We start from the raw sequence: 22,808 nt of genomic DNA on the forward strand, positions 1-22,808 counted from the left end.
GCTCATTGAACTGGCGGCGTACCGGCTGCCGCGCCGGTATCGGTACGCGGCGCGACACGCCAGACCGCATTGCCGACGTCGTCCGCCACCAGCAGCGCCCCACGCGTATCCACCGCGACACCGACTGGCCGACCCACGGCGTGACCTTCGGCGGTGAGAAAGCCGCTCAGGAAATCTTCCGGAGCGCCTGCCGGTCGGCCATCGGCGAAGGGGATGAACACCACCTTGTAGCCACTATACGGCTTGCGATTCCACGAGCCATGCTGACCGACGAAAGCGCCGCCACGGTAATGCGCGGGGAACAGCGTCCGGTCGTAAAAAACCAGTCCGAGCGATGCCGTATGGTTGCCGAGCGCATAGTCCGGTGCGATTGCCGTGGCGACCAGGTCGGGGCGCTGAGGTTTGACGCGCGTGTCGATATGCTGGCCGTAATAGCTGTAGGGAAACCCGTAAAACGCGCCGTCTTTCACGGCAGTCATGTAATCCGGCACGAGGTTGTTGCCCAGGTCGTCGCGCTCGTTGACGGCGGTCCACAGTGCGCCACTCTCCGGCTGCCAGGACAGTCCGTTGGGGTTGCGCAAGCCTGTCGCGAAGGGCCGCATCTGGCCCGACGCCACGTCGAATTCGAGAATCCGTGCGCGGTCTGCTTCGGCGTCGGCGCCGTTTTCTCCCGCGTTGCTGTTCGATCCCACCGTCACGTAGAGATGCTTGCCCGAACGGTCGGCCAGGATGTTTTTGGTCCAGTGATGATTGATCGGCCCAGCCGGCAAATCAGCCACCTTCACGCCAGGTGTTGCGATCTGCGTCGCGCCGGGCGTGTAGTCGAATCGCAGAATGGCGTCCGTATCGGCGACATACAGTTGATTGCCAATCAGCGCCATCCCGAACGGCGAGTGCAGATCATGGAGGAACACGGTCTGTTGATCGGCGACGCCGCTGCCGGTGGTATCGCGCAATAGCACGATACGGTCGGGACTCGGCGTGCCCGCTCCCGCGCGTTTCATGACCTTTTTTCTGATCCAGCCGAATACGCCGCTTCCTTCGTCGTGCTGCTGCGGCGTGTTGCTTTCCGCCACGAGTACATCGCCGTTCGGCAACGGGTAGAGCCAGCGCGGATGAGTCAGCCCGCGGCCGAATTCCGTCACGACGAAGCCATTTGGCGCAGTTGGGAGAAAGTCGGTGGTCCGCGCCTGAACGGGCGCGATATTGACCGTGGTAACCAGCGACGATTCCGGCGCGGGCAATACCGGTGACGGGCCAAAGCCGGTATCGATGGAACTCGACGGACCTGCGGCGCACGCGGCGAGCGGCAACAGCATGAACAAGGCAAAGCGGTGTAACTGACGCATCCCACGCTCCCGACATTGAAGATGTTCGACCTATTGTCGGTAAGTTCAGCAAGATGCTTGCCTGACACCTGAATCGCTCATCCTGTTAGTGCGTCTACCCCTAAAACCGCTGACGCCCAGCGGCAGATTCCTTCGCTGCGCAGCGCGCTGTTCGTACCGACCGGCCGGACGCGGCAGCGGGCGAGCAGAACCTGCCGCGTCAGGACTATGCTAGCGCTTTCGTCTACTTCGAGGAGCAACTGATGACACAGACAGCAGGTTCGATGATCACCTTTAGCCGGCCCGACGGCCAGCAGATCCAGGGCTATCTCGCCAAGCCGCAGAAGCTGGAGGGCGCGCCCGCCATCGTCGTGATTCAGGAGTGGTGGGGCGTCAACGAACAGATTCGCGGTGTGGCTGACCGGCTCGCGCAGGCCGGCTATCTGGCGCTGGTGCCCGATCTCTTTCGAGGCAAAACGACGGTCGAAGAGGAAGAAGCCCACCATCTGCTCGACGGGCTCAATTTCGGCGACGCCGCCACGCAGGATGTGCGCGGCGCGGTCCAGTATCTGAAGCAGCACGCGACGAATGTCGGCGTGACGGGCTTTTGCATGGGCGGCGCGCTGACCTTGCTCGCGCTATGCAATATCCCCGAAGTGTCGGCCGGCGTGGTCTGGTACGGTTTCCCGCCGCTGGAATATATCGACGCATCGAAAATCAAGGCGCCGCTGATTGGCCACTGGGCGTTGCAAGACGAGTTCTTCGTGGCTGAAACGGTCGACGCGCTGGAGAGCAAACTGAAGGACGCGAATGTCGACGTCGAGTTTTACCGCTATCTCGCACACCACGGGTTCTCGAACGAAACGGCGGTCGGCCCGGGCCGTATCCCCAGGACGCAGTTCGATCCGGTGTGGTCGCAACTGGCCTGGGATCGCACGCTGACGTTCTTCGGCCGCACTTTGTGGAAGTAAGCGGCTCGCTCGCCGCTTGAGGCGCGCGCCGTCCGGCTGGCGCGCACCAAGTCGCGCCGGCGAAGACTCACGGAATGCCGCCATGCAGGGACGGCATTCCAGAAAGTCTTCCCGGCGCGATCTCAAACCGAATCGCGTTCACGGATTCAGAGCTTCGAACCGCCGTCGACATGCAACGTTTCGCCGGTAATCCACCGCGCGGCATCCGAGGCGAGAAAGGCCACGGCGCCGCCGATATCATCCGGTTGCGCCACGCGCTTGAGCGCCTGCATACCCAGCGTCGCCGCGCGTCCCGTGTCCGTCTTCGTGAAGTTCGACATATCGGTTTCGACGACACCCGGCGCCACTGCATTCACACGAATGCCACGTTCACCGAGCGCGGCGGCGAAATGCTTGACGAGCGTATCGACCGCGCCCTTGGTGGCGGCGTAGGCCGACAGCGTGCCGACCGCGGCGCGCGCCGCGAGCGACGACAGCAGCACCACGCTGCTGCCCTTGCACATCACCGGCAGCAACTGCTGCACGAGGAAGTAAGGCGCGCGCACGTTCACGGCGAACAGATCGTCGAAGTCTTCGACGGTCGTGTCCTCGATGCTGACCCCCTTCGAAATCCCGGCGTTGGCCACCAGAATATCCAGCCGATGGCCGATCACGGCGCGCACCTGTTTGGCGAGCGTATGCGGGCCATCGGCCGCACGCAGATTCGCGGCGACTTTCTGCGCATTGCCGCCGGCCGCGCGAATTTCCGCGACCACGGCATCGGCTTCTTTCTCGCCGCTGCTGTAGTGAACCAGCACCTGGGCGCCGGCTTGGGCGAGCGCGAGGGCACTGGCGCGGCCGATGCCGCGTGAAGCGCCCGTGACGAGCGCGGTTTTTCCTGTGAGGTCGTTCATGGTGAAACTCCGTCAAGTTGATTCGAGTGCAAGGCAATCAAGGTGGTGAACGCAGGGCCGTATGCTCAGACCGCGGACCCACTTTCGGCGAGGAACTGCGCGACATGGGCCACGAAACGCTCCGGATACTGGTACAGCGAACCGTGGTTCGCATCGGGATAGATGATCAACTGCGCGTTCGGCAGGTTCTGCTGAAGAATCCACGAGTTGATCGAGTAGATGATCACGTCGTGGTCGCCGTTGACGACGAGCGTCGGCTGCCTGAGGGCCTTCAGATAGTCGAAGGGGTTTTCACGCGGCGCGCCCCATTTGGCGAGCGCGGCGAGTTGGGCCGGCGCGACCTTCTCGTTGGCCTCGGGGTCGCGTCCTTCGCTACGCTGGCGGAAGCGCTGCAGGAAGCGGCGGCCGGCGGTCTGGCTCGCATCCGACGGCGAAAAGTGCACGCGCAGCCACAGATGATCCGGTCGTGCATACGCAGCGCTGAAAATCTCTTGAGCCTCGGGCGTGAGCGATTGCATCGCCTCGCCGCTGCGCGGGCCGGTGCCGACCAGGATCACACGGCGCACCAGTGCCGGTTCGGCGATCGCCAGCGTCTGCGCGATCAGGCCGCCCATCGAAAAGCCCAGCACGTCGACTTGCTTGAGGCCCAGCGCCTTGATGAACGCGGCGGCGTTGGCGGCCATCTCTTCGATCGACTCCGGCACGTCGCCGGACGTGCTCGAAATGCCGGCGTTGTTGAACAGGATGACTTCGCGATCCTGCGCAAGGCCATCGGTCACGGCCGGGTCCCAGTGGTCCATCGTCCCGGTGAAATGGATATTGAACACGAGCGGCACGCCGCCCGTCTTGCCGAAACGGCGATAGGCGAAGCGGATGCCATTCGCGTCGACATACCGGGTCGGCGCGGTCTGATGCGTGTGGCGGGTCGCGGCGGCTTCGTTCGAAGCTGTCTGGTTCATTTTCGGTTCCTCGGCGATATAGATGAAAGGCATGGAGCGCGGGCGCGTGTCGAAAGGCCGTGGTGTTGATTAAGCGGTCCTTCGTCGCGCTGCATGAGGGGTAATGTAGTAGGGGCTTGCGCAAAGGGAAAAGACTTTGTAGGCTGATGGGCATGCCTGTCAGGCATACCATTCGAAGGAAGACTCACAGAGGTTTTATGGAGCTTCGACATCTGCGGTACTTCGTGGCTGTCGCCGAAACGGGCAGCCTGACGGTGGCGGCGGAACGGCGTCTGCACACGTCGCAGCCGTCGCTGAGCCGCCAGATTCGCGATCTGGAAGACGAGGTCGGCGCGGAGTTGTTCAGCCGCAGCGCGCGCGGCGTCGAGTTGACCGCGGCGGGCAAGGCTTTCCTCGACCACGCGCGGCTCGCGCTGTCGCAAGTCGACGCCGCCACCGAAGCCGCACGCCGTGCCGCGCGGCCCTCCAAGCAGGTTTTCGCGCTGGGATTTCTGACCGGCGAGGAAATGACATGGCTGCCGCGCGCCATGCAGGTGTTGCGCGATGAACTGCCGAATATCGACGTCACGGTGTCGAGCCACTATTCGCCGGACCTCGCCGACGCGCTCGCGCGCGGCAAGCTCGACCTTGCGTTTTTGCGTGCCGAACCGGGCTTCGATCTGGACTATCGGGTGGTCAGTAGCGAGAAGCTCATCGTGCTCATGCCGAGCGACCATCGCCTCACCGAGCGCAGCGCGATCCGTCCGGAGGATTTCGCCGGCGAGACCTTCATCATGGCGTCGAACAAGGCGCGCGTGCTGCACGACGTGATCCAGCGCTATCTGCACGAGAGCGGCATCACGGTCACGCCCGAGCATGGCGTCGACAACCTGGCCATGGCGATGTCGCTGGTCGCCTCCACGCGCGGCCTTGCGTTGATGCCCGAGTATGCGACCAACCTGCTGCCGTGGTCGGTGGTCAGCCGGCCGTTGGAAGGTGAGACGCCGACCGTCGATCTCGTGATCGGCTATAGCAGGTCGAATACATCGCCGGTGCTGAAGCTGTTTCTTTCGAGGGCCGACGAGTTGATGGCGCACGCGAGGGACGAATCGCGCTGAGCCGGCCGGTTTACCTATACTCGTCTCACTCTGCAAGGCCGCCACTCGTCGTCATACCAACAAGACGGAGCCTCACATGTGGGTAGCTATCCGAAACGCGGCCCTCGGGTTGCTGACATGTTTCGCCTTGGGGGCGTGTGCCAATGCGCCTGCCGACTCCCGATGCGGCGAAGCGTGCAATTCCCGCGGCCAGCTTCTCGATCATCACGTCACGTTAAAGCAAAGCGCCGCGGAGTTTGCGAAATTGCTCGCGTCGAGCGCGGGCGGCCAGCAGCTTGCGCGGATTGCCGGCGCGCCCGCGTGCGGCGTCGAGATCGTAAGCTTTCGCTACCGGACCCTCGGTGGCGCGGGCGAACCCACTCACGCGAGCGGCGCGTTGATGATCCCGTCGGGAAGTTCGGCGGCATGCAGCGGACCGCTTCCGCTGATGCTCTATACACACGGCACCACCGCGTATCGCAACTACAACCTCGCCGATATCACGCGAACGGACCCGGGCAACGGCGACGGCGCCGGGGAAGGCATCATCGTGGCGGCCATGTATGCGGCGCAAGGCTATATCGTGGTGGCGACCAACTATGCGGGCTACGCCGGCTCCGATCTCCCGTACCACCCGTATCTCAATGCCGACCAGCAATCCGCCGATGTGATCGACTCGCTGCGGGCGGCGCGCGTGACGCTAGCCGACATGAAGCCGGAAGTCGGCACGCGCGAAAATGGCAAGCTGTTCGTCACCGGCTATTCGCAAGGCGGCTTCGTTGCAATGGCAACGCATCGGGCGCTGCAGGCGGCCGGCGTCAAGGTGACCGCGTCCGCGCCGGGTTCGGGGCCGTACGCACTTGCCGCCACCGCCGACGCACTCATCGAAGGCGAGGTCAACCTGGGCGCGACGCTCTTCTCGACGCTAATCGTGACGGGCTATCAGCATGCTTACGGGAATATCTACCGCCAGCCCGGCGACTTCTACGAAGCGGCTTACGCGCCGGCTATCGAAACGCTGCTGCCGAGCCTGCAGCCGCTCAACACGCTGTTCACCACGGGCAAACTGCCGTCCGCGCATCTCTTCAGCAGCGTGCCGCCCACGCCGCAGTTCGCGTCGATGACGCCGCCTGCTTCGCCGCCGTTGACGCCGCCTGTCTTGAAACCGCTCTTTGCCGCGGGCTTCGGCAATGCCAACCTCGTGCGCAACGCCTATCGCCTGACATTGCTGGAGGACGTCGCCGCCAATCCCGATGGTGCGTTTCCCAACCCGACCCTTGCGATGAAACCGGCAGCGAATCCGCTGCATCCGTTGCGCCAGGCGTTCAAGCGCAACGACTTGCGCAACTGGCTGCCGCGTGCGCCCGTTCTGATGTGCGGCGGCAAGTCGGATCCCACGGTGTTCTTTTTCAATGCGCGCATCGAGCAGGCATATTGGCAGAACGCCAACGTGCCCGCGGGGCTCACGTCCGTGCTGGATGTGGACTCGCCCGTTGTCGGGCCCGACGATCCGTATGCGCGCGTCAAGCAGGGATTCGCGGGCGCGAAGGCAGAGGTCGCGAGTCAGGCCGTGGCCCGTGGTGCGACCGACGGCGGCGCGTCAGCGGTGCTGCGGGCCTATCACGGCGAACTGGTCGCGTCGTTCTGCATGGTGGCGGCGCGGGCGTTCTTCGCCCAGTTCTGAGCGCGTGCAAGGCTGAAATTTCACCCTAAGCGAGGGTCGCGAAGTGCGGCTATCATGCGCAGACAACGAATCTGGCGGGGAAAAACCGTGACGACCGAGTCCGTGACGAGAGATGCGGTTCCTGCGAACTGCGTCCATAGCCACTTTAGTACGCACCACGAAGCGCCGCGCGCGCAGTTGCCCGCGTGGCGCGACCGTCTGGGCCATTTTCTCGATGTGCCCATTTACCGACAATCGAAGGAGATGAGAACGTGGTGAGGATCGATCCGGACCGGTTGCTGACCGATCTCAAGCGGCTACGCAGTTTCGGCGCCACCGGCCCAGGCGTCGTTCGGCTGGCGCTTTCGCCGGTGGATCTGGCGTCGCGCGAATGGCTGGCCGGGCGCATGACGGAGGCCGGGCTCGAGGGCGTGATCGACGGCGTGGGGACCGTGTTCGGACGCTCGCGCAAAAGCGGGCCCGCGCTCGTGATCGGCTCTCATACCGACACGCAGCCGACCGGCGGCTGGCTCGACGGCGCGATGGGCGTGATCTACGGCCTGGAGATTGCGCGCGCGCTCGCGGAAAACGAGTCGACGCGTCACTTCGCGGTGGACGTCGCATCGTGGATCGATGAAGAGGGTACGTTTTCCGGCTTGCTCGGCAGCCGCAGCTTTGTGGGCGATAACGTCGACGAGGCGATTCGCGACGCCACGAATCGGCAAGGCCAGCGTCTCGAAGAGGTGCTCGCCACTGCGGGTCTGGCCGGGCGGCCGCGTGCGCGCTTCGAGCCGGGCCGGCAGGTCGCCTATCTCGAACCGCATATCGAGCAGGGCGGCCGGCTGGAAGCGGCTGGTAAGTCCGTCGGGGTCGTCACCACGATCGTCGGGCTTCGGGAATTGCGGCTGCGCTTCACGGGGCAGCGCAACCATGCCGGCACAACGCCCATGGCGATCCGGCGCGACGCCGGCGCGGCGCTGGTCGCCTTTATCCCGCAGATGAACGAAGCGTTCGCGCAACTCGCGGATGCCGATACCGTCTGGACGGTGGGCCGCATCGACATCGACCCCGGCTCGCTGAGCGTCGTGCCTGGCGCGGCGGAGATGTCCCTGCAATTCCGCGACGCGAACGCCGCGCGTTTGCAGGCGATGGAAGACAGGCTCGCCGGGCTGGTACGGGACTTCAACGCGCGCGGCTCGGTGAGCGTCGCGCTGACGACCATCGACGAACCCATGCAACCGGTGACCATGCACGCGGCGCTCGCGGACCATCTCGCCCGCGCCGCCGATGCGGTGGCACCCGGCCAATGGATCCGCATGCCGAGCGGCGCCGCGCACGACGCGCAGGTCATCGCCCGCTGCATGCCGGCTTGCATGATGTTCGTGCCGAGCATCGGCGGCGTGAGCCACGATTTCATCGAGGATACGGCCGAGGCGCACATCGTTCTCGGTTGCCAGGTCGCGGCCACGGCTGCCGCGGCGATTCTGGAGGAACAATGGGCGAAACGATCGTGACGAACGTGAACGAACCGGCCGATTTCGTCGTGCGCACGATGTCGGCCGAGGACGTCGCGTTGGCGGTCGAATGGGCCGCGCAGGAAGGATGGAACCCCGGTCTGCACGATGCGGACTGCTTTCGTGCGGCCGACCCGGACGGGTTTTTCATCGGCGAATGGCGCGGCGAACCGGTGGCGTGTCTATCCGCTGTTGCGTACGGCGAGGACTTCGGCTTTATCGGCCTATATATCGTGAAACCGGCGTTTCGCGGTCGAGGCTTCGGCATGCGCGTCTGGCAGCACGGCATGGACTATTTGCGAAACCGCAATGTCGGTCTGGACGGCGTGGTCGCTCAGCAAGCGAACTACAGGAAGTCCGGATTTCAGCTGGCCTATCGCAACATCCGCTTTCAAGGCGTTGCGCAAGACATCGCGCAGGGCGAGCCCGACGCGGACTTGCTGCATGCTTCGGCGCTGCCCTTCGAATCGTTGAACGACTACGATCGACAATGCTTTCCCGCGGCGCGCGAGCGCTTTCTCGCTGCCTGGCTCGCGCAGCCTGGCGCGCTTGCGCGAGTCGCCGTGCGCGACGGCCGGGTAGTGGGCTACGGCGTAGTGCGGCGTTGCCTGACGGGTTACAAGATCGGCCCGCTCTTCGCCGATAACGACGAGATTGCCGGCCGCCTGTTCTCTGCGTTGACGTCGAGCATCGCGGGCGAGGTATTTTTCTTCGATGTGCCGGAGATCAACGTGGATGCGATTGCGTTGGCCGAGCGGCACGGCATGACGAGCGTGTTCGAAACCGCGCGGATGTACACGCGGGAGCAGCCCGCCATATCTATTGAACGCGTGTTCGGCGTGACTTCGTTCGAGCTGGGCTGATCACAGCACGATGATGCCTGGTTGTTTGTTTGTGCAACCATCGGCGGTCCACGTCGCGAACCGCCGATAACAAGCACTATTTCCATTTCGAGCCGAGATTCTCCAGTCCGGCTTTCATCAGGTCCTCCGGCAACATTGCAATGCGCATCTCGCAGTCGGCGTTGAATTTCAGAAACCACGGCTCCGCCAGCGCGGGAATCGACGATGCGCTGTCGACATCCACCACGACCACTGCACCGCGAGCCCCGCTCTGCTCGGTGAAGTAGACGGCCTCCGGTTTTATCTCTTCCAGTATTTTCCCGATCACTTGCCCGGCGGTGCCATCACGCACCAGGGTGTTGAACGGTTCGTGCGGGATTCGTATGTTGAGAAGCATGCGCATGTCATCCTCCTGGTTGACGCCCAAAGGGCTTCTTAAGGATAGGTGCTTTATGCGGACGGCAATGCGATCTATCACGAAGCGTTCAACGCGACGCAGTGAGTCCGCTACCGCTGCGGACCCTGCATCCGGTTAATTTCCGAACAACGACGCTTGCGTGCCGCGGCTCGGCGCGTGGCGCGCGGGTTTCGTCTGAGCTTCGGATTTGACCTGAGCCTTGGTCTCGGTCTTTTCTTCAACCGCGAACATATCCGCTTGCCCGTCCGCGTCCGCTTCGAGCGAAGTCTGTCCAGCCTCGAGCGACAGCAGCAGCATCTTGTTCGCCAATCCCCCCGCAAACCCGGTTAATTCGCCAGACGCGCCGATCACCCGATGGCACGGCGCCACGATGGAAATCGGATTTCTGCCGTTCGCCGCGCCGACCGCCCGCACCGCATTGACGTTGCCGATCTGCGTTGCGATTTCCGAGTAGCTGCGCGTCTGGCCGAACGGTATGGTCAACAGCGCGGCCCACACCTGCTTCTGGAAGTCCGTTCCCTGGAAGGTGAGCGGGAGGTCGAATTCATGCCGCGTGCCGGCGAAATACTCGTTCAACTGCCGTTCGGTCTCGATCAGCACAGGCCGGTCGTTTGCTTCGATCAGTTCGCCAAGACGCACCCGGTTTGGCTTGTCGTGCTCCCACAGAATGGCGGCGAGGCGCTCGCCGTTTGCAACGAGTTTCAACTGGCCGACGGGCGAGTCCATCAACTTGTAGGCGTATGTCACTTTGCTTGCTCCTGACTGGTTGGAGGCACAGATGCTGCAAGGCGAGTCTGCGAATACGCGCGCCAGGCGCGCCGAATATCCGACAGTGTGAGCCTCGTTCTCTCTGAAGGCGCTCCGAATCTTGCTGTCCAATTCCTCGCGACCGATGTCGGTCAGGCGGCTCGTTGTTCTGGACGGGACGATGCATTACTGTACAACCCTTTTCAACCGTTTTCGCGCCAGGCTCGCGACTCAGTAGAATTGATACCTTCGATATGAAGCGCACCGGCAACCGGACCTCTCTTCCACGACTGTGACGACGACACTTGATCAATTGCGGGCCGGCCAGCTCGCGGGCACGCGCCGGCTGAAACTGGCCTGCGGCCTGACTGAATTTCCGCGCGAGATTTTCGACCTCGCCGACACGCTGGAAGTTCTCGACCTGTCGGGCAACGCGCTCACCTCGCTGCCCGACGATCTGCCACGTCTGCACAAGCTGCGCATTCTCTTCGGCTCCGACAACCCGTTCACCGAATTGCCCGAAGTGCTGGGACAGTGCTCGCAATTGAGCATGGTCGGCTTCAAGGCCAACCGCATTCGGCATGTATCCGGCAAAGCGCTGCCCCCGCAATTGCGCTGGTTGATCCTCACGGACAATGAGATCGAAGCGTTGCCTGTAGAAATCGGCGGCTGTACGCAATTGCAAAAGCTGATGCTGGCGGGCAACCGTCTGCGAACGCTTCCCGAGGAATTGGCCGCCTGTTCGCAGCTCGAATTGCTGCGTCTCGCCGCGAATCGGCTCAGTGGACTGCCTGCCTGGTTGCTGCGTCTGCCGCGGCTGTCCTGGCTGGCGTACGCCGGCAATCCGTTCAGCGAAGCGCTCGAAGCGGCGGCGTTGATCGACACGCCGAGCGCCGCGATTTCGTGGCATGACTTGAAACTCGAAGCGCCGTTGGGCGAGGGCGCTTCGGGTGTCATCTATCGCGCGGAGCTTGCGGGTCGGCACGGCGCGTCCCGCTCTGTCGCGGTGAAACTGTTCAAGGGCGCGGTCACGAGCGATGGTTTGCCCGACTGCGAAATGGCAGCCTGTATTCGCGCGGGCGATCATGCGAACCTGATCCCGGTGGCGGGGAAAGTGAAGGATCATCCCGCCGACACGCACGGTCTCGTGATGGAACTGATCGATCCGCAATTCACCAACCTCGCCGGTCCGCCGAGCCTCGAATCCTGCACGCGCGATATCTATGACGCCGACACACGCTTCGATATGGCTTCAGCGTTCGGTATTGCGTATGGCATCGCGTCGGCGGCGTGTCATCTGCATGAGCAAGGCATCATGCATGGCGATCTGTACGCGCACAATATCCTGTACGGCGGACAAGGGCGCGCGTTGTTGGGGGATTTCGGCGCGGCATCGTTCTATGCTTTGGGCGATGGGAGCGTCGGCGTCGCGCTGCAGCGCCTCGAAGTCAGAGCCTACGGTTGTCTGCTCGAAGAGTTGCTCGAACGATGCGACTGGCCCGAGGCGCAGGCGAACATTCGGGCGCTCTTAGTGGAGTTGAAGGACAATTGCTTGAGCGAGGCGATCGGCAGCCGGCCGTTGTTCGATGAAATCACCGCGCGTTTGCTCGCGCTGATGGGCGATCGATGAACGGCGGGCAGCGCGATGGCCGCGTTTCGTCCGAGTGCAATACTGCGATTCGTCAGCGCGGCCCAGAAGGAGAGATTCGATGATGCAGAAGACGCCCCGAAGGAGGTCCTCCTGGGGGATGCGTCGCCGCGTGGTGTTTGCCGGCGCGCTGGCTGCGGCCGGCATCGGCGGCGCGGCAGATGCAGCGGTCACGCCGGGCAGCAAGCTCAAGATCGCGCTCGTGCTGAAGTCGCTTGGCGATCCATTCACGGTGGCGATGGCGAACGCCGCGCAGAACTACCAGCAGCATTACGCCTCGCAATTTGATTTGACGGTGCGTGGCACGGCCACCGAAAGCGAAACGGCTGGGCAGATCCGCATGGTCGAGGAGATGATCAAGGCGAAGATGAACGCGATCGTCATTGCCCCGACCGATTCGAAGGCGCTGACGGCGGTCGTCGCGCGCGCGATCAAGGCGGGCATCATCGTGGTCTCGATCGACAATCCGCTCGACGAGGCGTTTCAGGACGCGGCCGGCATTTCCGTGCCGTTCGTCGGTCCGAACAATCGCAAGGGCGCCCAGCAGGTGGGCAATTATCTGGCGGAGCGGCTCAAGGCGGGCGATCAGGTGGGCGTTATCGAAGGCAGTTCAGCCGATCGCAATGCACAGCAACGCACCGACGGTTGCAGGGATGCAATGAACGCGGCGGGCATCAACATCGTCGCCGTTCAGGGCGGCGAGTGGGAGTATGGAAAGGGCCGCGACGCCGCCTCGAAGATGCTCAGCGATCATCCGCAGATCCGCGGGCTGCTGTGCGGCAACGACAATATGGCAATGGGCGCGGTCGACGCGGTTCGCGATGCGGGCAGAACCGGCGGCGTGTACGTCACCGGCTACAACGATATCGATGCGATCAAGCCGTTGATCGCCGATGGCCGCGTGCTCGCCACGATCGATCAGTTCGCCGCGCGGCAAGCCGTATTCGGCGTCGACGTGGCCTTGAAGGCGGTGACCGAACAGAGGAAGCAGAGCGAATTGTCGAGCGTGATCGAAACGCCGCTGCAACTCGTTACGGCCGCGAATCACTAAAAATGCGAGCCGTCGCAAGGCCGCTGCGAACGTGAGCGGTCTCACGCTCGCATCAGCCCATGCCACGTCGATTATTCCGCCTTGACCTTGCGCGGCTTGGTCGCTTTTTCGAGTTTGTTGTATTCGAACTCGGGCACCGACTTCAGCGCATCCTTCGTCGCGCCCGCAAGGAACAGGTTGCCGTCGCGGATCTCGAAGTGATCGACCGGGATCGCCACATAGTGCTTGCCCATGCCGAGGAAGCCGCCCACCGACACGACCGCATACGTCGCCTTGCGGTCCGGCGAAATGATCACGTCATAGATGCTGCCGATCTTGTCGTTCAGATCGTTGTAGACCGGCTCGTCGACGAGCGCGCGCCGCACGCTCCAGCCCTTCAGCAGCGCATTGGTTTGCTCGACCGTGCCGCCGAGCGGTTGCAGTCCGGCAATCTGCGCGTAGGCGCCTTGTGACGCGCAGATCGCGGCGAGGGCGGTCGCGCAGATCAGTGTTCTTGCTTTCATCTTCGGCTCCTTGTTGTCTGTCCAGCAGTCAGCTTCATACCTCGGTATGGGCAAGCACGTGACGTGCCCGGGCGGCGCCGCGGCTGGCCGCGGCCGGCCTGTTGATGGTGTTCGCCGGCCGCGCAAATCGCCGGGCGGTCGAGGCCTGCTGATAGCGAGGCGCAGAATCGGATGGCGTCCCCGGCGGCATTCGCTGGCGACGCGGCAAGATCGACCGGCTGGATTCGACGCGGCGGACGCATACACAGTCCACGGCTCTGTACGCCCGGCCACAGAGCGCGTTGCGGCAACGATGCACAATCGGCGTGATATCCGGGCGGCGCCTGCGCCCGGCGCGCCTGCCGGCGCGAACCGATGCGCGGCGACGGCGACCGCCACCTGCCGCATTGGAGAAACAATGGGTTGGAAAAGTCTGCTGATCGAAACGCCGGTCTGGTTGATGGGCCGCTTCTACCCGCCACGGTTCGATCCGGATCGCGACACGCCGCGCGAGATTCTCGTGCTGCGCCCGAACGATTTCGGCGAACTGCTCACCACCACGCCGCTCTTCGAGGCGCTGCGCAAGCGTTTTCCGACGACGCGCCTGATCGCCGGCGTAGGCAATTGGGGGCGTCCGATACTCGAGAACAATCCCTTCGTCGACGAGATCGTGGAGATCGACGCGCCCTGGAACAACAAGCTGGTCGAGGACCGCTCGCACGGCAACGTATTGCGTTTTCTGTGGAAGTCCCCGCAGGTCGCCGCGCTGCGCGCGCGCGGCGGCTTTGATGTGGGTATCGACGTGCTCGGCAGCTACATGGGCGCGCTGCTGATGATGCGCATGGGCGTGCGGTATCGCATCGGCGTGCGCGGCTATCGCGGCGGCTGGAGCGGGTGCCAGGCGTTTATCGAATTCGCGGCCCGGCAATGCGGCCGCGCCGCGCTCGCGCAGGGCGAACTGCTCGGCGCAACGGCGCTGCCGGAAGCGCGCCCGCAACTGTTCCTGACCGACGACGAGCGCGCCACCGCCGCGCAAATCTGGAATGCGGGCAACGTGCCGGGGCGCCGTACCGTGCGGTTGATCGTCGGCGTCGGGGCCGGCGTGCCGACCAAAGCATGGGACGCGCGCCTGGTCGGCGTCGCGCTCGCGCAAATCGCGCAGACACTGGAACGAGCCGGCGACGCGTGCGATATCGTGATCGTCGGCAGCAAAGCGGATCAGGCGCGCGCCGCTGAGGCGATCGCCGCGACGGGTCCGGGCGTGCCGGTCCGCTCGCTGGCGGGCGAGGTGCCGATGCGCGTCATGTTCGCTCTCACCGAAGAGGCCGGCGTCGTGCTGACGAACTCGTCGATGCTGATGCACATCGCGGCCGCGTTTCGCCGTCCGACCGTCGCCGTGATTGGCGGAAGCATCACCAAACCCGATCGGCACGATGCCATCTGGGGTTATCCGCCGCCGTATCGCAGCGTGTCGCCTGAGCAGTATGTGGCGGGCGAACACGCGCGGAACTGGCCGAGCGTCGAGCGGGTCGTGCAAGCGGTGCTGGAGGCGGTCGGCACGCAGCGGGCGCAAGTCGGCGCGGCAGCCTGAGGTCGTGCCGTCGCTGCGATTTCCGGGCCGTTAACCACGGCGGTAGAATTTCAATTCTGCCTGCCTCGCAGCACGGACCTTGTACAAGGACGGAGCAATTGCCGTGGACACGCCTGACCTCTACAACCTCTACCGGGATTACATTGGCTGCCTGAACAAACAGGACTGGCCGAACCTCGGGCAGTACGTCGACGACGACGCGCACTACAACGGCCAGCGCATCGGCTTATCTGGTTATCGCGAGATGCTGGAGAGAGACTTCCGTGAAATTCCGGACCTTTATTTCAACATCCAGTTGTTGATTTCGGATCCGCCTTATATAGCCAGCCGGCTCGGCTTCGCCTGTACGCCGAAGGGCGCGTTCCTCGGTCTCGCCGTCAACGGGAAGCGCGTTTCCTTCACGGAGAACGTGTTCTATCAATTCCGCAATGGAAAGATCGAGCAGGTATGGTCAGTGATAGATAAGGCGGCCATCGAAGCGCAGCTCGAATCCGCCGGCGCCGCTTAAACGTTGAGCCGTTAGTTTTTCGGGCTCCGCGTCACATTCAGATTGGTGTCGAAGAACTTCAGCGCCGCATTGCCAATGTAGGCGTGCAGTTCGGTGCGATCCACGCCCGGTGCATCGATACACATTTCCGGCCACGTGTCCCTGCCATACTGGTCACATTCGTTGGCGAAGATTTCATGATCGACGGGACCCGGCATCACATCCAGTTGCGTGTGCGGCGCGTATTTCGCGGCGAATTCGGCATTCTCTTTGGGCGGCGCCTGCGTGTCCCTCGCACCCACGATGATATAAGCGGGCACCTTCAATTGCGCCACGCTTTCCTCATCCATGCCGAAACCCTGTAGATCACCGGGCGCCATCGCGACAACCGCCTTGATGCGGCGGTCGTACACCTTGAGCGCCGGCGCGGCATCGAGCGGCAATTCCTTGCGCAGCGAGGCCGGCGCCAGTTCGTTGTTCTTCCAGGCCTGTTGATAGGCGAGGTACTTGTCCGGATTCACCATCGCGCCACCAATCCAGAGCGACGTGAAGCCGCCCTGCGAATGACCGGCGACGCCGATCCGATCCGGATCGATATGCGCTCCCCAGCGTTTGTCGTTCAGAAGGAAGGTGATGTCCTTGCTGATGTCGACCGGGCGCTGCCAGAGTTTGCTTCGCGTGTACATGATCGTGGCGTCATACGTGTTGGCGCGGTAGTGATACAACGTGGCCACGATATAGCCGCGCGACGCCAGATACTCCGCAAACCAGGCATAGTAAAGTCCGTTGCTGCCATGTCCGTGGGAGAACATGACGAGCGGCCGCTTTATTCCATCGGACACGATGTCGGCGTTCTTGTAGAGATGCAGGTTGGTGAAGAAAACCATGCGCGTCGGCGTGGCCGAACCGGCGGGTACGGCGGGATAGAACAGCGTGAGCGCGAGGTGTCGGTTGCCCTGCGCTGTGTCGATGTATTCCAGCTGTTTCATCCCGACCGGATACGGTGCGCCAGGTTGGATCGATTGCGCGAACGTGACGGCCGACCACACAGCCATGCAGCCGCACAGAATCGCCGATATCGGACGGATCAATCCACGCTTTGTCAGCAGAGCGGTCTTCATCTTTTGCCTCTTTCCGACAAAGGGTTGATTAGCGTCGTTCGTGAACTCCGCAGGTTCAACGAGCCGCGGCTGTTGGCGGCGGTGTCTGCACGACAGGCGCGGCAGCTTGCAGGATGTCGTCTCGAAGGCCCGTGCGCGGCGGATAGATGCGTATGCAGTTGATGGTCTGCTTGGTCGCTTTGGCGGCGTCGCCTTCGGACACGAGATGCCGGTCCCAGCCCTCCGTGTACACGGCGCCCCACGGACCGAGATCGAGAATGGTCGTGTACCAGTCGATATGAAGCGGCAGCATCTCGCCACCGAGCAGATCGCAGACGACGTTGTGACCGGCGTAGCGTCCCATCGGCCGGCTGTGCTGGCACGACATGACGGATGGCCGCGCGCCGTCGATCAACACGCGCGCGCAGTCACCGGCAGCGAATACATGCGGTACGTTTTCCACGCGCATGAAGGCATCCACCGGAAGGCGTCCAAGCGGATCGAGTGTCACGGGGATTTGCGCGGTCAACGCGTTCGCGCGCATGCCGCCGCACCAGATCACCGTGGCCGCTTCAATGTGCCTGCCATTCGTGAGCTCGACGCCGTCGGCGTCCACCGATTGCAAGGACACGCCGGCGAGCATCTCGACGCCGAGGGCGTCCATGGCGCGCTCGATGACCGGTTGCGCGCCGCCCATCGCCTGGCCGATCTTCGCCGAGCGATCAGCCAGCACGACATGCACGGCGTCGTGATGCGCGTCGCCCGCGATGCCGCGCAACCGCGCCGGCAGTTCGGCCGCCAGTTCAATACCCGTCAAGCCGGCCCCGACCACGACGGCCGTAAACGGACTCGCCGCACTCGCGAGCGACGGTAATCCGCTTAGATGCGCCGCGAGTTTCGTTGCGCCTGAGAACGTATCGACGTCGAACGCGTGCTCGGTCAAACCGGGAATATCGGGGTGGACGAGTTGGCTGCCCGCCGCGATGACGAGCCGGTCGTAGGCGAGCGTCTGCGTCGGCCCTTGGGTCTGAACGGTGATGCTGCCGTTGGCCGAATCGATGCCGGATACTGCGCCTTCGACGAGCCGCACGCCGATCGGCCCCAGAACATCGGCGAGCGGCACGCGCGTCTCATGCAGATTCTGTTCGTAGTTCCGCACCCGAATACTGTGATACGGCGTGCCGTTGATGACGACCACTTCCACCTGATCGGCGGGAACGCGCAGTTCGTCGAGTTTGCGCGCCGCGCCCACCGCGCTCCACAGTCCGGCGAAGCCCGCGCCGATCACCACGATCCGCTTCAAGACGTTCTCCCAAGGGAAACCTGTGTGGACCTTCAAGTGTTCGGCGCAGCGGCCGATTTCAGGGTCATGATTGTCCGCGCTCGTAGCTTACTCGCGCCGACGGGGACGCTAAAGCCGATCGTCAGTGCTCCTCCGCCAACCCGGCACGGCTTCGCGATCCGCAAGTGCTCCACGCGGGACGGGTGTTCGAGCCGTTTGAGCGACTGCGATATAATCGCATGCGATGTATGATGCTGGTAGCGAGGCGCCAGCCTCTACCCGACGAGGATGCAGATGAAATCGACCGACCAACCCGCTTCCACGGATGTGAAGCTCTCTGACTTCCTCTGCTTCGCGGTCTATTCCGCAAACCTGGCATTCGGCAAGGCCTACAAGCCGATTCTCGAAGAGCTCGGGCTGACGTATACGCAATACATCACGATCATTGCGCTGTGGGAGGAGGACGACCAGACCGTCAGCAGTCTGGGCGAGAAGCTGTTCCTCGAGTCCAACACGCTCACGCCGATCCTGAAGAAGCTGGAGGCGGCGGGTTATGTGGAAAGACAGCGGGACCCTGAAGACGAGCGTCAGGTGCGGGTGGGTCTCACGAAAAGTGGCCGGCGCTTGCGCGAAAAAGGCCTGAACATGGACCTCGTCGAGGCAACCGGCCTCGCGCCGGATGAGTTCTCGAAAGTGCAGAAGGCGATCGTGACGCTGCGCAACAATCTCGTCAAAGCGGTCCAGAACGGGGAATGAGCGGCGGATCATGCGATCCATGCGCCCATCCGGCGCCGCCAAACGAAGAAGCCCGCGAACGATGTTCGCGGGCTTCTTCGTTTATTGCGCCACGGCGTTGCTCGACCGTTGACGCTCAATTTAACCTTCAGCCGCGCTCGGGCAGCTTCCAGTTCGGGCGGACGAAGTGGCAGGTGTAGCCGTCGGGAATGCGCTCCAGATAGTCCTGATGTTCCGGCTCGGCCTCCCAGAACGGGCCGGCGGGAGCAATCTCGGTGACGACCTTGCCGGGCCAGAGATCGGACGCATCGACGTCAGCGATGGCTTTCTCGGCCACTCGCTTCTGCTCATCGTCGAGATAGAAGATGGCCGAGCGGTAGCTCATGCCGATGTCGTTGCCCTGGCGGTTTTTCGTCGTCGGATCGTGAATCTGGAAGAAAAACTCCAGGATCTTGCGATAGCTGATCTGGCTCGGGTCGAACACGATTTCGAGCGCCTCCGCGTGCGTGCCGTGGTTGCGATAAGTGGCGTTCGGCACGTCGCCGCCCGTGTAGCCCACGCGCGTGGACAGCACGCCGGGGTAGCGCCGCAGCAGGTCTTGCATGCCCCAGAAGCAGCCGCCGGCCAGGATGGCGGTTTCGGTTTGCGTCGTCATTTCAATCCAATCCTTTTCGTCAGTGGTTGGCTCGCCGTTTATCGGATGCGATCCCGCAAGCATGCCAGAGATCGGCTCGGCCAGCCGACGGGCAGGCAAAGCCCATCATGGCGCCATTGGCATGCATGACCGGCCGGGACGTTGCCGCGGCCGGCCGCGCGCCTCAATGACGTGCGTAAAGGTTGTCGCGGGGCGCGACGGCGACACGGCTCGCGGATTCCGACTGACCGGAGACGACGCCGCCATACGCCGCTTGCGAGCCGGCTGCGTCGTCGTTACTTGCGGCAACGGTTTGCGCGCTTTGGCCGCGTTGCGACGCCGGGGCGCCGACCGAAGGCCGGTAGAAGGGAGCCGGACCATAGCCGCTGGCGAACGCGGGCGCGGCGGCGGAAGCAGACAGTACGAGGAGCAATGCAGCAACGAGTTTGGTTTTCATGATGGAACTCCGCTTAAAAGATGTTCGATGAGGGGGCGCGAGCCTTGCCGGATCGCGCCCTGAAATGCCGGTTCAGTGACCGAAAAAAGGATCAAGCTACGTTGACGACGACGTCGATGTTTCCGCGCGTGGCTTTCGAGTACGGGCAGATCTGGTGCGCTTCATGCGCGATGGCCTCGGCGACTTCGCGCGCCACGCCCGGCACGCTGACGTTGAAGCGGGCCTGGAGGAGGTAGGCGTCGCCGGTCATGCCCAGATCCACCTCGATATCCACGGACAGATCGGACGGAAGCGTCACCTTCTTCGCCTGAGCCACGAGGCCGATCGCGGAGATGTAACAGGCCGACCAGGCGCCCGCGAACAACTGCTCCGCCGTCGGATGCGCCTCTACAGCCGGGAACGCGATGTCCGCGCCGGCGCCTTTGGCCGCCGACAGATTGAGGTCGACGCGACCGCCGCGGCCGCTGAACGTCGTATGGGTTTTGCCGGTGAGCAGGACAGTTTCGATCTTGGTCATGATGAATTCCTTGAGGGACATCGGTGTGAAGTTGCTTTAAATCGGATGCGATGCAATCGCATGCGTCGCATAATGAAGAAGAACTTTGATGTTGTCAAGCGTGTGCGATTAAATCGTATGCGACTTTCGATAGTCAAAGCCCGCGATCGATCGATGGCCGTCAGGACGCGGCCGTCACCGGGCTGGCGACCCGAGCCGCTGACAACGATTTCCGACCGGTCCGCGCCGTTCCGATCGACTAGACTACGAGGTACCCCAATCCGACGCGCACCACGCCGTGAAGCGAACGATGATCCCGGAGGACGACGACAAAGAGATCGGCGCCGACGCGCAAAGTCGTGCGGCGAGCGATGGCATTCGAGTTGAGCCCACGGCCGAGGGCGGACGTGGCGCCTTAAGGTCGGCGACGACATGGCTGGAGCAGCTCGATCCCGGCACGCATCGCCGGATCAAGGGACTGCGGCTCGTCACCGCCTACGGGATCGCCGCCGCGCTCGGGACGTTGCAGGACATCACGCACGGTCTGCCCGGCGCGACGCTGGTCGGTTCGCTGGCGGGCAACTTCGCGCTATGGGCCAGCGTTTCGGAAGCGCGCATCTCCCGGCCCGAGTCCAGCCGCGACCTGGCATTCCTGTGTGCCGCCGCCGTGCTCGGCGCCGCCATGTTCATCGGATTCGCCCCCATCCTGCAAACAATCGGCAAGGCGGGCCCCGAACTGACGCTCGTGACGGGCGCCTTTCTCGTTGGCTACCTCAAGCGCTTTGGCATTCTGGGCGCGGGAATGGGCTCCCAGATATTCATCGGCCAATTGCTGGCCTACACCGTTCATCTGACGCTGGCCGATCTGCCGGCCGTCGTAGTGGCGGGGCTGATCGCCATGCTCGCGTCCATTGTTCCGCGTCTGCTCAGCGGTCCGGCGGAGCGTCCGGCCATGACGGTGCTCTCGCCCGTCGACATGCCGGATCGCTGGAAACTTTCGGCTGAACTCATCATGGGCCTGCAGGCGGCGAGCGGCGCGCTGGCCGTGGTCCTGTTGAACGAGACGATCGGACTCAAGGAGTCCGCCTGGGCAATCACGGCAAGCACCTACGTGGTGGCGGGCTCGGCGAGCGGCACGGCGGAACGGGTGCGCCGAAGGATCATCGGCACCTTGGTCGGCGTTCCGCTGGGTTTGGCCTGCCTGCCGCTCGTCGAGCACGCGCCGTTGCTCGCCTGGGCCGCCGTCGCGGCCGCCATGATCATCTACGCGATGGCATTGCCCGATCGCTACGACATCGCTTGCGGGGCGTTCGCCTTCACATTGATCGTGACGCTGGCGATCGGCGGCGTGCACTCCATTTCGATTCTTGGCGCGCGCGCCTGGGAGACGCTCCTCGGCGGAGTGGTTGGACTGCTGGCGGCGAGGTTCATCTTTCCGTTGCGCTTGTGACGGGTCGTCGTGGCGAGCGTCGTGCAACCATCCGCCAGCCTACGATCCCAGTTTTTCCATCAGGAAGTCGACGAAACTGCGCACGCGCGACGAGAGATGCCGGGCATGCGGATAAAGCAGCACGAACGGCCGCGAACAACCGCCATAGGGAATGAGCAATTCCTTGAGCGTTCCCGCGGCGATGTCTTTCTCGACGATGAACCGATAGGTTTGAAAAAGGCCCGCTCCGTGACGCGCGAGCGTTGCCCCGGCAAGCACGTCGCCCGATGACGTGTAACCGCCGCTCGTCATCGTCTCGACAACCTCGTTTTCGTATTTGAACAGCCACGGAAGATTGCGGCCGGTGCTCGGCAACGCGTACTGGACACAGTCGTGATGGATCAGGTCGTCGGGCGTTTTCAGTTTGGCGGCGCCACGCAGATAAGCCGGCGAAGCGACGACCACCAGTTCCGCGTCCTCGATCGTGCGCGCGATCAGCCCGGAGTCTCCGGGCGCCGCGCCGCGAATGGCCAGGTCGAAGCCTTCTTCGCCAAAATCGATATTGCGATTGCTGAGATGCGTTTCGACGGTCACGCCCGGATAGCGTTGGCGAAACTCGGCCAGCAGGGGCAGCACGCGGTAGTGTCCATACGGCGTCGGCATGCTGATGCGCAGCACGCCGGTCGGCGCGGTTTGCTGTCCGGTGGCTTCGCGCTCGGCTTCGGCGAGCTGGGCGAGCGCCAGACGACATTGTTCGAAGTACCGTCGTCCCGCATCGGTCAGCCGGATCTGGCGGGTGGTCCGCACGAACAATCGCACGCCGAGACGCTCCTCCAGACGCGCGACCGTGCGGCTGACGGCGGCCGGCGTAACGCTCGCGGCGTTCGCGGCCTCGGTGAAACTCTCCAGTTCGGCCGCCAGGCAGAACAGCTCGATACTGCCCAGAAGGACATCTTCAAATTGACGCTGCATGGTCTCTCGGCGAGGTGCCTGATCGCGCTGTCT

23 protein-coding genes are annotated in these 22,808 nt (G+C 63.6%); 11 read left to right on the forward strand and 12 right to left on the reverse strand.

The features are described 5' to 3' along the window. Window positions 1-2: 2 nt before the first annotated feature. The gene (locus tag HF916_RS13595) at window positions 3-1,349 is read right to left on the reverse strand and encodes a PQQ-dependent sugar dehydrogenase (protein WP_168789465.1); all 1,347 of its coding nucleotides are present in this window, start codon (window positions 1,347-1,349) and stop codon (window positions 3-5) included. Between the two features lie 242 nt (window positions 1,350-1,591). Between HF916_RS13595 and HF916_RS13600 the strand changes: the two genes are divergently transcribed. Then, on the forward strand, window positions 1,592-2,299 hold the full coding sequence (locus tag HF916_RS13600) for a dienelactone hydrolase family protein (RefSeq protein ID WP_168789466.1): 708 nt from the start codon (window positions 1,592-1,594) through the stop codon (window positions 2,297-2,299). Between the two features lie 146 nt (window positions 2,300-2,445). Here the strand turns inward: HF916_RS13600 and HF916_RS13605 are convergent, their stop codons facing one another. Further along, a complete protein-coding gene (locus HF916_RS13605) occupies window positions 2,446-3,192 on the reverse strand; it encodes an SDR family NAD(P)-dependent oxidoreductase (protein WP_168789467.1) in 747 nt (248 codons plus the stop codon). Between the two features lie 65 nt (window positions 3,193-3,257). Then, entirely contained in the window at window positions 3,258-4,151 is an 894-nt protein-coding gene (locus tag HF916_RS13610; RefSeq protein WP_168789468.1) for an alpha/beta fold hydrolase, read from the reverse strand. A gap of 197 nt (window positions 4,152-4,348) precedes the next feature. On the opposite strand from HF916_RS13610, the gene HF916_RS13615 reads away from it, so the two are divergent. From HF916_RS13615 to HF916_RS13630, 4 genes are all read left to right on the forward strand, one after another. Beyond that, window positions 4,349-5,248: a LysR substrate-binding domain-containing protein gene (locus tag HF916_RS13615; RefSeq protein ID WP_168789469.1), complete on the forward strand. Its 900-nt coding sequence runs from the start codon at window positions 4,349-4,351 to the stop codon at window positions 5,246-5,248. Window positions 5,249-5,324: 76 nt separating this feature from the next. After that, window positions 5,325-6,911 carry an alpha/beta hydrolase family protein gene (locus HF916_RS13620; protein ID WP_168789470.1) on the forward strand — a complete coding sequence of 529 codons (1,587 nt, stop codon included), beginning with the start codon at window positions 5,325-5,327 and terminating at the stop codon, window positions 6,909-6,911. A gap of 251 nt (window positions 6,912-7,162) precedes the next feature. Next, entirely contained in the window at window positions 7,163-8,404 is a 1,242-nt protein-coding gene (locus HF916_RS13625) for a Zn-dependent hydrolase (RefSeq protein ID WP_168789471.1), read from the forward strand. Next, window positions 8,386-9,267 carry a GNAT family N-acetyltransferase gene (locus HF916_RS13630; RefSeq protein WP_206001879.1) on the forward strand — a complete coding sequence of 294 codons (882 nt, stop codon included), beginning with the start codon at window positions 8,386-8,388 and terminating at the stop codon, window positions 9,265-9,267. Before HF916_RS13625 ends, HF916_RS13630 begins: the two co-directional genes overlap by 19 nt. Window positions 9,268-9,343: 76 nt before the next feature. Here the strand turns inward: HF916_RS13630 and HF916_RS13635 are convergent, their stop codons facing one another. Together HF916_RS13635 and HF916_RS13640 are read right to left on the reverse strand one after the other, a co-directional pair. Further along, window positions 9,344-9,649 (reverse strand): panthothenate synthetase, encoded by a 306-nt coding sequence (locus tag HF916_RS13635; protein ID WP_168789472.1) that lies wholly within the window; start codon window positions 9,647-9,649, stop codon window positions 9,344-9,346. A 129-nt stretch (window positions 9,650-9,778) separates the two neighbouring features. Further along, window positions 9,779-10,411: a methylated-DNA--[protein]-cysteine S-methyltransferase gene (locus HF916_RS13640; RefSeq protein WP_168789473.1), complete on the reverse strand. Its 633-nt coding sequence runs from the start codon at window positions 10,409-10,411 to the stop codon at window positions 9,779-9,781. Window positions 10,412-10,703: 292 nt separating this feature from the next. On the opposite strand from HF916_RS13640, the gene HF916_RS13645 reads away from it, so the two are divergent. Continuing rightward, entirely contained in the window at window positions 10,704-12,041 is a 1,338-nt protein-coding gene (locus tag HF916_RS13645; RefSeq protein WP_168789474.1) for a leucine-rich repeat-containing protein kinase family protein, read from the forward strand. 79 nt (window positions 12,042-12,120) lie between these two features. Next, window positions 12,121-13,110: a substrate-binding domain-containing protein gene (locus tag HF916_RS13650; RefSeq protein ID WP_168789475.1), complete on the forward strand. Its 990-nt coding sequence runs from the start codon at window positions 12,121-12,123 to the stop codon at window positions 13,108-13,110. A gap of 71 nt (window positions 13,111-13,181) precedes the next feature. On the opposite strand, the gene HF916_RS13655 is transcribed toward HF916_RS13650, so the two are convergent. After that, window positions 13,182-13,613, reverse strand: a complete 432-nt coding sequence (locus HF916_RS13655; RefSeq protein ID WP_168789476.1) for a PRC-barrel domain-containing protein — start codon at window positions 13,611-13,613, stop codon at window positions 13,182-13,184. Window positions 13,614-14,010: 397 nt separating this feature from the next. Between HF916_RS13655 and HF916_RS13660 the strand changes: the two genes are divergently transcribed. Both HF916_RS13660 and HF916_RS13665 read left to right on the forward strand, forming a co-directional pair. Beyond that, window positions 14,011-15,183 carry a glycosyltransferase family 9 protein gene (locus HF916_RS13660; RefSeq protein ID WP_168789477.1) on the forward strand — a complete coding sequence of 391 codons (1,173 nt, stop codon included), beginning with the start codon at window positions 14,011-14,013 and terminating at the stop codon, window positions 15,181-15,183. Window positions 15,184-15,286: 103 nt separating this feature from the next. Further along, complete coding sequence (locus tag HF916_RS13665; RefSeq protein WP_168789478.1) at window positions 15,287-15,691, forward strand: ester cyclase; 405 nt, start codon at window positions 15,287-15,289, stop codon at window positions 15,689-15,691. Window positions 15,692-15,702: 11 nt separating this feature from the next. On the opposite strand, the gene HF916_RS13670 is transcribed toward HF916_RS13665, so the two are convergent. Both HF916_RS13670 and HF916_RS13675 read right to left on the reverse strand, forming a co-directional pair. Next, window positions 15,703-16,791 carry an alpha/beta hydrolase family protein gene (locus HF916_RS13670; protein WP_206001880.1) on the reverse strand — a complete coding sequence of 363 codons (1,089 nt, stop codon included), beginning with the start codon at window positions 16,789-16,791 and terminating at the stop codon, window positions 15,703-15,705. Window positions 16,792-16,846: 55 nt separating this feature from the next. Then, entirely contained in the window at window positions 16,847-18,073 is a 1,227-nt protein-coding gene (locus tag HF916_RS13675; RefSeq protein WP_168789479.1) for an NAD(P)/FAD-dependent oxidoreductase, read from the reverse strand. Between the two features lie 273 nt (window positions 18,074-18,346). Here HF916_RS13675 and HF916_RS13680 point away from each other — a divergent pair, with 273 nt between their 5' ends. Next, window positions 18,347-18,808 carry a MarR family winged helix-turn-helix transcriptional regulator gene (locus HF916_RS13680; protein WP_168789480.1) on the forward strand — a complete coding sequence of 154 codons (462 nt, stop codon included), beginning with the start codon at window positions 18,347-18,349 and terminating at the stop codon, window positions 18,806-18,808. A gap of 127 nt (window positions 18,809-18,935) precedes the next feature. Here HF916_RS13680 and msrA read toward each other — a convergent pair whose 3' ends face one another. The 3 genes from msrA to HF916_RS13695 form a co-directional block, all read right to left on the reverse strand. Next, window positions 18,936-19,442 (reverse strand): peptide-methionine (S)-S-oxide reductase MsrA, encoded by a 507-nt coding sequence (msrA, locus tag HF916_RS13685; RefSeq protein WP_168791989.1) that lies wholly within the window; start codon window positions 19,440-19,442, stop codon window positions 18,936-18,938. 163 nt (window positions 19,443-19,605) lie between these two features. After that, on the reverse strand, window positions 19,606-19,878 hold the full coding sequence (locus HF916_RS13690) for a hypothetical protein (RefSeq protein ID WP_168789481.1): 273 nt from the start codon (window positions 19,876-19,878) through the stop codon (window positions 19,606-19,608). Window positions 19,879-19,969: 91 nt separating this feature from the next. Next, window positions 19,970-20,395: an Ohr family peroxiredoxin gene (locus HF916_RS13695; RefSeq protein ID WP_168789482.1), complete on the reverse strand. Its 426-nt coding sequence runs from the start codon at window positions 20,393-20,395 to the stop codon at window positions 19,970-19,972. A 289-nt stretch (window positions 20,396-20,684) separates the two neighbouring features. Here HF916_RS13695 and HF916_RS13700 point away from each other — a divergent pair, with 289 nt between their 5' ends. Continuing rightward, complete coding sequence (locus HF916_RS13700; protein WP_168789483.1) at window positions 20,685-21,824, forward strand: FUSC family protein; 1,140 nt, start codon at window positions 20,685-20,687, stop codon at window positions 21,822-21,824. 39 nt (window positions 21,825-21,863) lie between these two features. Here the strand turns inward: HF916_RS13700 and HF916_RS13705 are convergent, their stop codons facing one another. Next, entirely contained in the window at window positions 21,864-22,775 is a 912-nt protein-coding gene (locus HF916_RS13705; protein ID WP_168789484.1) for a LysR family transcriptional regulator, read from the reverse strand. Between the last annotated feature and the right edge of the window lie 33 nt (window positions 22,776-22,808).

This window comes from Paraburkholderia aromaticivorans (assembly GCF_012689525.1).
Lineage (GTDB): Bacteria > Pseudomonadota > Gammaproteobacteria > Burkholderiales > Burkholderiaceae > Paraburkholderia > Paraburkholderia aromaticivorans_A.

What these genes read in the sequence shown, in the direction of transcription:
- HF916_RS13620 (WP_168789470.1), top strand. Translation starts at nt 5,325, where the DNA reads ATGTGGGTAGCTATCCGAAACGCGGCCCTCGGGTTGCTGACATGTTTC.
- HF916_RS13655 (WP_168789476.1), bottom strand. Translation starts at nt 13,613, where the DNA reads ATGAAAGCAAGAACACTGATCTGCGCGACCGCCCTCGCCGCGATCTGC.
- msrA (WP_168791989.1), bottom strand. Translation starts at nt 19,442, where the DNA reads ATGACGACGCAAACCGAAACCGCCATCCTGGCCGGCGGCTGCTTCTGG.
- HF916_RS13615 (WP_168789469.1), top strand. Translation starts at nt 4,349, where the DNA reads ATGGAGCTTCGACATCTGCGGTACTTCGTGGCTGTCGCCGAAACGGGC.
- HF916_RS13670 (WP_206001880.1), bottom strand. Translation starts at nt 16,791, where the DNA reads ATGAAGACCGCTCTGCTGACAAAGCGTGGATTGATCCGTCCGATATCG.
- HF916_RS13660 (WP_168789477.1), top strand. Translation starts at nt 14,011, where the DNA reads ATGGGTTGGAAAAGTCTGCTGATCGAAACGCCGGTCTGGTTGATGGGC.
- HF916_RS13600 (WP_168789466.1), top strand. Translation starts at nt 1,592, where the DNA reads ATGACACAGACAGCAGGTTCGATGATCACCTTTAGCCGGCCCGACGGC.
- HF916_RS13705 (WP_168789484.1), bottom strand. Translation starts at nt 22,775, where the DNA reads ATGCAGCGTCAATTTGAAGATGTCCTTCTGGGCAGTATCGAGCTGTTC.
- HF916_RS13605 (WP_168789467.1), bottom strand. Translation starts at nt 3,192, where the DNA reads ATGAACGACCTCACAGGAAAAACCGCGCTCGTCACGGGCGCTTCACGC.
- HF916_RS13650 (WP_168789475.1), top strand. Translation starts at nt 12,121, where the DNA reads ATGATGCAGAAGACGCCCCGAAGGAGGTCCTCCTGGGGGATGCGTCGC.
- HF916_RS13695 (WP_168789482.1), bottom strand. Translation starts at nt 20,395, where the DNA reads ATGACCAAGATCGAAACTGTCCTGCTCACCGGCAAAACCCATACGACG.
- HF916_RS13610 (WP_168789468.1), bottom strand. Translation starts at nt 4,151, where the DNA reads ATGAACCAGACAGCTTCGAACGAAGCCGCCGCGACCCGCCACACGCAT.
- HF916_RS13595 (WP_168789465.1), bottom strand. Translation starts at nt 1,349, where the DNA reads ATGCGTCAGTTACACCGCTTTGCCTTGTTCATGCTGTTGCCGCTCGCC.
- HF916_RS13630 (WP_206001879.1), top strand. Translation starts at nt 8,386, where the DNA reads ATGGGCGAAACGATCGTGACGAACGTGAACGAACCGGCCGATTTCGTC.
- HF916_RS13690 (WP_168789481.1), bottom strand. Translation starts at nt 19,878, where the DNA reads ATGAAAACCAAACTCGTTGCTGCATTGCTCCTCGTACTGTCTGCTTCC.
- HF916_RS13680 (WP_168789480.1), top strand. Translation starts at nt 18,347, where the DNA reads ATGAAATCGACCGACCAACCCGCTTCCACGGATGTGAAGCTCTCTGAC.
- HF916_RS13635 (WP_168789472.1), bottom strand. Translation starts at nt 9,649, where the DNA reads ATGCGCATGCTTCTCAACATACGAATCCCGCACGAACCGTTCAACACC.
- HF916_RS13700 (WP_168789483.1), top strand. Translation starts at nt 20,685, where the DNA reads ATGATCCCGGAGGACGACGACAAAGAGATCGGCGCCGACGCGCAAAGT.